This is a genomic window from Pedobacter sp. 01N416 (assembly GCF_056399685.1).
Genome location: NZ_JBFTRT010000264.1, coordinates 1 through 11189, shown reverse-complemented (window position 1 = coordinate 11189; position 11189 = coordinate 1). Strand labels below are relative to the sequence as shown.

Sequence of the window (11189 nt, the reverse complement as noted above, 5' to 3'; positions counted from 1 at the left end):
CAGATCAATTGGGTGATGTAGTGATTGTAGGGTACGGCGTTCAAAAGAAACAGAGTGTTGTTGGTGCAATTACACAAACCACAAGTGAAGTACTGGAACGAACAGGCGGTGTATCTAGTTTAGGTGCAGCATTAACTGGAAATTTGCCGGGAGTAATCACTACCGCCAGCACTGGAATGCCAGGGGATGAAGATCCTCAGATTCTTATTCGTGGTCGCAGTACCTGGAACAATGCCAGTCCGCTTATTTTAGTAGATGGAGTTGAACGATCGATAAATAACATCGATATCAGCTCTGTGGCCTCAGTATCTGTACTTAAAGATGCTTCAGCCACTGCGGTATTTGGGGTGAAAGGAGCAAACGGCGTAATCTTGATTACCACCAAAAGGGGCCGTGAAGGGAAGGCAGAAATCAGAGCAGCTGCTAATACAGTTGTTAAATCTGCATCTAAATTGCCAGGTAAGCTCGACTCRTATGATATGTTCCAGGTGCGTAACCGAACAATCGAATACGAATTAGCACTCGCTCCAGGCGCCTGGAGTTCATATCTTCCTGAAGCTGTGATGCAAAAATATCGCTCGCCTGCCAATCTTGAAGAAGCTGAGCGTTATCCAAACGTAGACTGGGTAAATACCTTGTTTAGAGATAATGCAATGTCTTACAATGCCAATCTTAATGTAAGCGGTGGAACATCGTTTGWGAAGTATTTTTCTTCTGTTGATTACCTTGATGAAGGAGATTTGTTCAGAAGGTTTGGTAACGATCGCGGTTATAGCGGTGGCTACAGTTTCAAAAGATTGAACGTAAGAAGCAACCTGGATTTTCAATTAACACCATCAACGGTATTCAGAACAAATATCTCAGGTTCAAGAGGTACATCAGAGCGCCCATGGATTGATGTTAACCCTTACAACACCTGGACAGCTGCTTATTCTGCAGCACCAAATCTCTATCTCCCTGTTTATTCGGATGGTACATGGGGATATTATAAGCCCAATGAACAACAGAGTTTAAACTCTGTTAGGATTTTGTCTACCAGTGGCCTTCAAACTACTACAACTTCACGTATAACCACAGATTTTACCTTGGATCAAAGCTTAAATTCTCTTGTTAAGGGATTGAGTTTAAAAGGAACGCTTTCTATCGATAATACATTTATCGAAGCTGGTCGTGGGATTGACGACCGGAATAATGGAACACTAAGTAAATACATCGACCCTGAAACAGGAGTAGTAAGTTATTCACAAACCAAAGATGCTGCAACAGAGCTGGAATGGAGGGAAAGTGTAAGATGGGCAAGCCGGGCAGGAGACGTTAACGATGGCGCAACCTACCGCAGAATGTTTTCTCAAGTGCAGGTCAATTATGCCAAAACCATTGCCCAAAAGCATAATTTAACGGCTATGGGGCTTTGGAGCAGAGATAACACAGCTACGGGAAGTATCATTCCTTCTTACCGTGAAGACTGGGTTTTCCGTACTACTTATAATTATGCAGGCAAGTACAGTTTCGAATATAATGGGGCTTATAATGGCTCTGAGAAATTCGGCCCTGCTTATCGCTTTGATTTCTTTTCATCTGGTGGACTTGGATGGATGATTTCTGAAGAAAAGTTTATGAAACCGATCAAATTCATCAACTCTTTAAAGTTACGCGGATCTTATGGCGAAATTGGCGATGATGGTGGTTCTCCAAGATTTGCATTTTTAACGAATTGGGCATTTGGCGGAACAACACCGCTCGGTATTACCGGAGAAGCCGCTGAAAATAGTCCTTACAATTGGTATAGGGAAACTGGTGTAGGTAATCCAAACGTGCGTTGGGAGAAAGTGGCGAAGAAAAATATTGCACTCGACTTTGGTATCCTGGGAAACACGATTTCTGGAAGTGTAGATTTCTTTCAGGATGACCGTAGCGATATTCTTACTGGTACTTCTCGGGCTGTACCAAGTTATTATGGTGCTCAACCGCCTACATTTAACGTTGGTAAGGTGCGGTCGAGAGGTTATGAAATTGATATCCGGTTCAACAAAAAAATCACCAGCAATTTTACCGCGTGGGCTAATATCAATTATACCCATGCAAAAAACAAAGTGATTGACGCCGACGTGGCCGAGCTATTGCCAGAATATGCTAAGCCTATCAATAAACAGATTGGACAGGCTTATTCTTATGTGAGCGCTGGTTATTACAATACTTGGGATCAGCTTTATGGAAGTACCATGCACAATGCTAACGACCAATTGAAAATCCCAGGAAACTATCATCTGGTAGATTACAATGCAGATGGGATAATTGATGCGAATGATAACATTCCTTATGGTTATTCTGGCGCTCCTGAAAACACCTACAATGCAACTATAGGTTTTGAATGGAAAGGATTTAGCGCATTTGCTCAGTTTTACGGTGTGAACAATGTTACCCGCCAGGTAGTGCTCGGATCTTTTTCAGGAAAGAATACAGTTGCCTATGATGAAGGAAGTTATTGGTCAAAAGACAATACAAATCCTGATGGTCCGATGCCACGTTGGGAAACAACGCCAGCGGGTTTTTATACGGCAGACAGGTATTTCTATGATGCTTCTTACCTGCGCTTAAAAAATGCTGAGGTTGCTTACACTTTTAGGCAAGATTGGGTTAAAAAAGCAGGAATCTCGAGCATACGTATATTCTTAAATGGAAACAATTTACACGTGTGGACTAAGATGCCGGATGACCGTGAAGCAAATTATCAAAGTGCGGGCGGACAGGGCTGGGCATCGCAGGGTGCATATCCAACTGTAAAACGCTATAATCTAGGCGCTAATTTCATTTTCTAAACATGATCATTATGAAAAAATATATAACACGCCTATTATTGATAGGAATGATTTGGGCGGGAACCGGCATGGTATCTTGTAAAAAATATTTAGACAGAGATCCTGAAGCAACTGTGTCAGCAGAATCGGCCTTCAAAGACTTTCGCAGTTTTCAGGGCTTTACCGAAGAGCTATATAATTGTATTCCAGATTTTACCAACCGGTACTGGACCAACAGTTTCAACTGGGGTGAAGACGAAATCCAGTCTACAGTTCAAAATTTCCACTTCGTTAACAAAATAGATAACGGCGATTTTTGGGGCTGGCAAAGAGAGTTTGATGGATGGGGAGCTGGATTTTTAGATAATGCCAACGCGAATACAAATAATGATCGTTTTACCAAGGGCCTATATCCACTGGCCTGGTATGGCATTCGTAAAGCGAATTTAGGCCTCGAGAACCTAAACCTGATGGCAAACGCAACCGACGAAGAACGTAACCTGATCAGAGGTCAGCTATTATTCTTTAGAGGTTGGTTCCATTTCCAGCTCATGCAATATTTTGGGGGGCTACCATACATTGATAAAGTATTGCCAGCCGATGAAGAATTGAGATTACCAAGGCTAAAGTATCAGGAATGTGCAGCAAAGGCAGCACTGGATTTAAGAGCCGCTGCCGATCTTTTGCCAATTAATTGGGATAATACAACAGCCGGGATCCAAACCCTGGGTAAAAACCAATTACGCATCAATAAAATCATGGCATTAGGTTATTTAGGTAAAAACTATCTGTGGGCCGCTAGTCCATTAATGAACCTAGAATCTACCGGTAGCAAAACTTACAATGTAGAACTGAGTAAAAAAGCGGCTGCTGCATTTGCCGAGTTATTGAAACTAACAGAAAGTGGCGCTGCTCCTCATAAGTTATTGCCTTTTGCACAATACAGTACCAATTTTTATACAACTGGCCAAAATTTCTTAATCCCGGGAGGTACTGAAGTAATATTTACGGGGCCATATTGGGGAGCACATGGTTCAACCTATGGCACTGCAAAACAATATACACCAGCAATTGTAGGGGCAGATGCATTGGTATTTGCGCCTACCGCAAATTACGTTAATTATTATGGGATGAAAAATGGTTTGCCCATTTCGAATTCTGCCCAGGCTGATCCTAGTGGCTCAGGATATGATCCGCAATTTCCTTGGCGCGACCGCGATCCAAGGTTCTATAATGATATTATATATGATGGAGTTAAAGTGGTGCAGGGAACTTTAGCCGCGAATATGGAGCCACACCGATATGCAAACCTTTTCACAAACGGAAGTTATAGAGATGAACGTTCTGGTAGCCGTACAGGGTATATGATGTTCAAATTTGTGCCCAGAACTGCCAATAACTTTGATCAGGGCTGGAATTACGGACAAAACCTGAATATTAAGGTTTCATATATGCGTTTGGCCGATATCTACCTGATGTACGCGGAATCGGTTGCTACAGGGTACGATTCCCCAAGCGCAACCGCAGAGGGATTTAGCAAAACTGCCGTAGATGCAATCAATGTGATCCGAGATCGTGCTGGTGTTGGACGTGTTGCCGCACAGTTTTTAGTATCTACAACAGAGTTTATGAAAGAAGTAAGGCGCGAACGTGCTGTTGAACTTGCCTTTGAAGGGCATCGGTTTAATGATCTTCGCCGCTGGCATTTGCTTGCTGAAGTGCCTTATACCTTAAAAACATCCGCAGAATTTGATCGCGCTGCTCCTTTAAGCCCTACGGTCGACACCAAATTAAATAAGGTCGTAAACTATCGTGAGCGATTAATATTACAGCGTCCGTTTAGTGAAAAGCATTATTGGTGTTTGTCGGTGTAATCAAAGGTCAGGACGCCGTTAAGATACCTATAAAAGCTGTTGTTCGGGATATCAGTGGAAATCCTATAAAAGGGGCATCCATAACTATTGAAGGAAACGATGTGCTCACCATAGCAAACCAGGCAGGTGAATTCTCTCTTTCGATAGAGGAGAATAGCACATTTACGGTAAATGCTAAAGGTTATAAAACCTTGCCGGTAATCGCATTAGCCAACCTAAAGCAGGTTACCTTGACTAAAGAGGATAGACTAATAAATGTGGGTTTTAAAAATGCCACCGAAAGTAATCTTCCTGCTGGCGTATCAAGCGTTAACCTGGCACAGCTCTTTGAGAAAAACTTTATAACTTATGGATTGGACGGGATGGAGGCTTTTGCTCCGGGCTTTAATGGCAACAATCTTTGGGGTATGAATACCTCGTTAATATTGGTTGATGGAGTTCCGAGGGATGTGAACAGTGTTACGCCAAATGAAATTGAGGAGATCACTTTTCTCAAGAGCGCTTCGGCCGTTGCCCTATATGGCAGTCGCGGTGCAAAAGGAGTAATCTTGATCACCACAAAAAGGGGTACGGCCACTAAGCAAAAAATAAACGTTCGTTCCAATATCGGGTTAAATACGCCAAAAAGATTCGCTCAATATCTGGGCTCTTCAGAGTACATGACCCTGTACAATGAGGCTTTATCTAATGATGGTTTGGCAGCGGCTTATACTCCAGAAACTATTTATAATCACTCTGGTGTTAACCCTTATCGTTATCCAAGTGTAGATTATTACGCTTCAGAATACCTCAAAAATAGTTTTTCACGCTATGATGGCGTTGCAGAAATTTCAGGAGGGAATGATCGTGCCCGTTATTACACCAATGTTGGATTTGCATCTACAGGTTCGCTGCTTAATTTCGGCGAAGCAAAAAAAAATAATACAACAGAACGCTTTAACATCCGCGGAAATGTTGATATGCAGCTAACCAAAGCACTAAAAGCCCGGGTCGACGCAAGTGCTGTGTTTGCCAGCGGGGGCGGAGTAAATACGAATTACTGGGCTAATGCTGCAACCCTGCGCCCTCATTTATTTACACCCTTAATCCCAATTAATTTATTGGAACAGAGCGATGAGGTGAGCAAAGCGATGATTAAAAACGCTACAATTATTGATGGACAATACATTCTTGGTGGTACGCAATTAGATCAAACCAACCCCTTTGCGGCCATTTATGCAGGTGGTAATAATAAGTTTGTACAACGCCAGTTTCAGTTTACCACTGGTATTGATGCTGATTTGAAAGGAATTTTGAATGGACTTACCTTTAGTACCACTATGGGGGTTGATTACCTGAATAGTTACAATCAGGGTTATAGAAATGGATATGCAACTTACCAGCCTAATTGGACAACCTACTCTGGTACAACGATGATTGGAAGCTTAACGCGCTGGGGAGAAGATACTAAAACCGGAGTTCAGAACATTGCAGATAGTTATTATAGACAGACCATTTCGTTGTCTGGCCAATTTAACTACAATACTACAGTCCGTAATAATCATCATATCTCTGCAGTATTGTTGGCTGCGGCATATCGTCAATCGCAATCTGAAATCTACCAGCCAACAACAAATTCTAATTTAGGATTGCAGTTAAATTATGATTTCAGCCATAAGTATTTTGCCGAAATTACCGGAGCTGTGGTACGCTCACCAAAAATGCCGCCAGGAAACAGGATTGCACTCTCTCCTGCAGCTTCTATTGGATGGCGCCTTAGCGAAGAGCCATTTTTGAAAAAAGTTTCGTTCATTAACGACCTAACACTAACCGCATCAGCAGGTGTTTTAAATACCGATCTTGATTTTGAGGAGTATTTTGCCTATGAGAGCATTTATACAGGCACAGGGGGTAACTGGTATGGTTGGAATGATGGTACAGGTACACAGTCTACAGATTCGCGCCGTGGATCCAACATGGATTTAACTTTTGCTAAAAGGAAAGAAATCAGTATCGGGATAAAAGGCGGAATGTTCAAAAATCAGTTTAATTTCGGAGCAAATGTTTTTAGAAATAACATCACTGGGATTATCGGTCAGATTAATGTTCTTTATCCAAACTATTTCACTACCGGATTTCCGAGTTCTTCTTTTGTTCCTTACAGCAATTACAATAGTGATCAGCGTACCGGTTTAGATTTTTACTTAAATTTTAATAAACGCATAGGAGTGATTGACTGGACTTTTGGAGCATCAGGAACATATTATACCACCAAAGCAACTAAACGTGCCGATCTGTTAACTTACGAAAACAGCTATCAATACCGCGCTGGCAAACCACTCGATGCGATCTGGGGATTAAAAAGCAATGGTTTTTACATGGATGCCAGTGAAGTGGCAGCGGCCGATGGAATTAGTAGTGCAAAACCAGCATTTGGATCAGCATTGGCTCCTGGCGATATCAAATATATTGACCAGAACGGTGACAAAATCATTGACGATAAGGATCAGGTATATCTTGGTCGCGGTGGATGGTTCGGTGCTCCGTTTACAGCAGGATTGAACGTAACTGCCAAATGGAAAAATTTTACCCTATTTGTTTTGGGTACAGGTAGATTGGGTGGAAGTGCCATGAAAAGCGATAACTATTTTTGGGTTAACGGAAGCGATAAGTATTCGGCAGTGGTGCGCGACAGATGGACGCCTCAAACAAAAAATACGGCAACCTTTCCGCGACTTACCACTTTAAATGGCGACAATAATTTCAGAGCATCTGATTTCTGGTTGTACAATACAGATCGTTTTGATTTATCTAAAGTTCAGATCTCCTACACAGTTTCCGATAAATTGTTCAAAAGTAAAGTGTTGAAAGAACTGGGGCTGTATGTGGCAGGATTTAATCTTTTAACCATAGCGAAGGAAAGAGAAATACTTGAGCTGAATTTAGGGGGTGCCCCACAAACAAGGTTATATAACCTGGGCGTAAAGGCAATGTTTTAATTGAATATTAGATTAGAAAAGATGAACAGAATATTAATACGATTTATAGTTGTCGTTGTGATGCTCTCGGGCTGTAAAAAGTTTACCGACCCCGCTCCACAAAATAATGGAGATTTTGAGAACATCTATACCGAACCCGCACTTGCCCATGGGTTATTGTTAAATGGTTACACAAGGCTTCCATCAAATGGCTGGTCGTTTAACGATGTAGCTACCGATGATGCAGTAAGTAATGATATCAATAATAATTTTAGGAAAATTGCCACCGGGCAATGGTCCGCTGCATTTAATCCATTAGATCAATGGACCAATGCAAGAGCAGGTATACAGTATATCAACTTATTTTTGGCAGAGACGGACAAGGTGCTTTGGGATTCTAAAGACCCGGTGTTGAGCAGGATGTTTAACGACAGGCAAAAAGGTGAAGCATATGCTTTGAGAGCCTACTTAATGTCGTATATGCTACAGGCGCATGCCGGAAAAGTAGGGGGTAATTTATATGGTTTCCCTATTGTACTCGAACCCGAAACACCAGCTTCTAACTTTAACCAGCCAAGGGCCACATTTGATGCCTGTATTAAACAGATTTATGGTGATTTGGATAAGGCAGAACAATTGCTTCCTTTAGATTATGCTGATATCAATAGCACCAGCCAGATCCCGACAAAATATGCAGGAATTAATGTAGAGACCTATAACCGCGTTTTTGGTAAGTTTTTTAATCAGCGCATGACAGGTCGTATTTCTAAAGCCATTCGTGCCCGCGTAGCACTAATTGGCGCAAGTCCGGCTTTCAGCACAGGTAATTCTACCACATGGGCAGACGCCGCCACCTACGCAGCACAGGTACTTACACTTAATAACTGGTTAGCCAACTTAGATCCTAATGGTGTTACCTGGTATGATAACAAAGCAGAAATTGATGCATTGGCTTCTGGCGCTAGTCCCCGAGAAGTGCTTTGGCGTACAAATGTTGGATCAAATAGTGATTTAGAAGCTGCTAACTATCCACCAACCCTGTCTGGACAGGGCCGCATAAACCCAACTCAAAATCTGGTTAATGCTTTCCCGATGCAAAACGGTTATCCAATTACCAACACGCCACAGAGCGGATATAATCCTGCCGCCCCATTTACAGGTAGAGATCCGCGTTTAGCAAAATTTATAGTGTACAACGGAAATACGATCGGGCCGACAAACAAAGTAATCAATACCACAACAGATGTGGCAACGAATGATGACGGACTGAATAGAAAAGAAGTTTCTACAAGAACTGGTTACTACATGAAAAAACTGTTAAGGCAGGATGTTAGTCGTACACCAACCGTAAATAATCAGAAACACTATAGGCCACATATCCGCTATACCGAAATATTCCTGATCTATGCAGAGGCAGCGAATGAGGCATGGGGGCCTACAGCAAATGGCGGCAATCCCTATTCTGCTTATGATATCATTAAAGCTATTCGTGCGAGGGCCGGTGTAGGAACTGCAAATGGTGATGCTTACCTCGAATCGATTAAAACAGATAAAGATGCCATGAGAACATTGATTAGGAATGAGCGTAGGTTAGAATTGGCTTTTGAAGGATTTCGTTTCTGGGATCTTCGTAGATGGAACGCAGCATTAACTGAACCGGTAAAAGGCGTGAGTATTTCGCAAGGCACTTATCAGGAAATCAATGTAGAAGCAAGAAGCTATCAGGAGTATATGAGATTTGGACCAATTCCTTACAGCGAAACGCTAAAGTATAATGCTTTGCAACAAAACACGGGATGGTAATATTCATTCACTATAACAAATAACATCATGAAAAATAAAGTATATATTTTACTTGCGCTCGTCTTAACACTTGGCGCTTGCAAAAACGAAGAATGGGCATTTCCAGATAATGATATGCAAACCGTTTATTTTGCCTATCAAGGGCCGATTCGGACCATCACCATGGGCGAAGATATTTTTGATACTTCACTTGATAACCAACATAGATTTCAGATTATGGGTACGGTTGGTGGAGTTTACTCAAATAAGGAAGATATTAGCATTGGCATCAGTGTGGATAACGCGCTAACTCAGGGATTATCTTTTCCATCGCCCTACAGCGGTATCGTAAGGCCCATGCCGGCTAATTATTATACACTTGCAGCTAACAAAATTGTCATCCCAAAAGGAAGTTTAGTAGGTGGAGTAGATGTACAGTTAACCGATGCTTTTTTCGCAGACCCATTGGCTATCAATACCACTTATGTGATCCCTTTAACGATGACCAGTGTTGATCAGAACAAAATGATCTTGCCCGAAAAAAAATACACCTTGTATGCCGTAAAGTATATCAATACATGGCAGGGTTTTTACCTCCGCAGAGGAAAGGATGTGATTGTGGGTAAAGGCGGTAACACCGCGCTCAATCAAACTGTAGTCCGCCATATGAAATATGTGGAGAATGATGAAATCAACAAGTTAAACACACATTCGCTAACCCAGGCCGAGTTTCCTGTTACATTTAAAGTAACAGGCGGAACCAGTATCAGCCGAACCTTATTGTTAACTTTTGATAATACGGGCAACTGTGCAATTGCAGCTGGTGATGCTAGCTTTACAGCGAGTGGCACCGGGAAATTTGTTAAACGGGGAGAGAAAAACAGCTGGGGCAGCCAGGATCGCGATGCCCTTTATCTGAACTATCAGATCGATCTGAATGATAGAACAGTGAATAGCGTAGATACCCTGGTAATGCGTGACCGTGGCGTGAAAGCAGAAACATTTACGCCGATCAAATAATTAAATATTTAATCAAAAAATTGAGAAAATGAAACGATTATACAAAATAGCATTTGGTCTGGCGGGGGCAATATTGCTTGCTTCCTGCCACAAATACGAGGCACTCGATTTTCAGGTGGCTAAACCCACAAGCTTCTCGGCCCAAGAGCAGATCGATGCCTATCAGCCATTAAAAACCTATATTGATAGAACGGCAAATCCTAAATTTAAATTTGGTRCTGGAGCCAGTCTGCAACCTTATCTCTTCAAAGGCGTAATTTACAGACTCATTAACAGCAATTTTGATGAAATTACACTAGGTTACGAAATGAAACATGGAGCCGTTGTACAGGCTGACGGAAGTTTGGCCTTAACCAATGTGAAAAACCTGTTGGAGACAGCGTCTAAAGCTGGTATTACAGTTTTTGGACATACACTGGCCTGGCATGCCAATCAAAATGCTACTTACCTAAAAGGACTGATAGCCCCCGTGGTTATTCCTTCAAGCGGTGGCCCTACGTGGGACCTGGTAATTGGTGCCGATTTTGAAACAGACAACGCCTCAGTTTATCAATCCAATACCAATGCAGTTGCCTCATTTACTGCAGCTGGCGAAGGCTTTAACGGTACAGGACGGGCTTTGAAAATTAGTAACTCGGCAGTGCGGGCCAACGATTATGATGCGCAGTTATTTCTTAAATTTCCGGCGGTAGCAGTAGGAGAGAAATATGAGCTTAAAATGAATGTGCGCTCTGATGTAGCGGCATCTTACCCTACAC

Annotated in this window: 6 protein-coding genes; all 6 read left to right on the top strand. The window is 42.2% G+C overall.

Features of this window, described 5'->3' with window-relative positions:
• Positions 1 to 2819, top strand: a 2819-nt coding sequence (locus AC1DND_RS15410; protein WP_477582877.1) for a SusC/RagA family TonB-linked outer membrane protein, incomplete at its 5' end; no start/stop codon positions are given.
• A gap of 11 nt (positions 2820 to 2830) precedes the next feature.
• Positions 2831 to 4672 (top strand): RagB/SusD family nutrient uptake outer membrane protein, encoded by a 1842-nt coding sequence (locus tag AC1DND_RS15405; RefSeq protein WP_477582875.1) that lies wholly within the window; start codon positions 2831 to 2833, stop codon positions 4670 to 4672.
• On the top strand, positions 4657 to 7650 hold the full coding sequence (locus AC1DND_RS15400; protein WP_477582874.1) for a SusC/RagA family TonB-linked outer membrane protein: 2994 nt from the start codon (positions 4657 to 4659) through the stop codon (positions 7648 to 7650). The genes AC1DND_RS15405 and AC1DND_RS15400 overlap by 16 nt, the downstream gene beginning before the upstream one ends.
• A gap of 21 nt (positions 7651 to 7671) precedes the next feature.
• Positions 7672 to 9432: a RagB/SusD family nutrient uptake outer membrane protein gene (locus AC1DND_RS15395; protein ID WP_477582872.1), complete on the top strand. Its 1761-nt coding sequence runs from the start codon at positions 7672 to 7674 to the stop codon at positions 9430 to 9432.
• A gap of 27 nt (positions 9433 to 9459) precedes the next feature.
• Positions 9460 to 10431: a DUF5627 domain-containing protein gene (locus tag AC1DND_RS15390; protein ID WP_477582870.1), complete on the top strand. Its 972-nt coding sequence runs from the start codon at positions 9460 to 9462 to the stop codon at positions 10429 to 10431.
• Between the two features lie 28 nt (positions 10432 to 10459).
• Positions 10460 to 11189 (top strand): endo-1,4-beta-xylanase (locus AC1DND_RS15385; protein WP_477582868.1); only part of this gene is annotated, 730 nt, incomplete at its 3' end.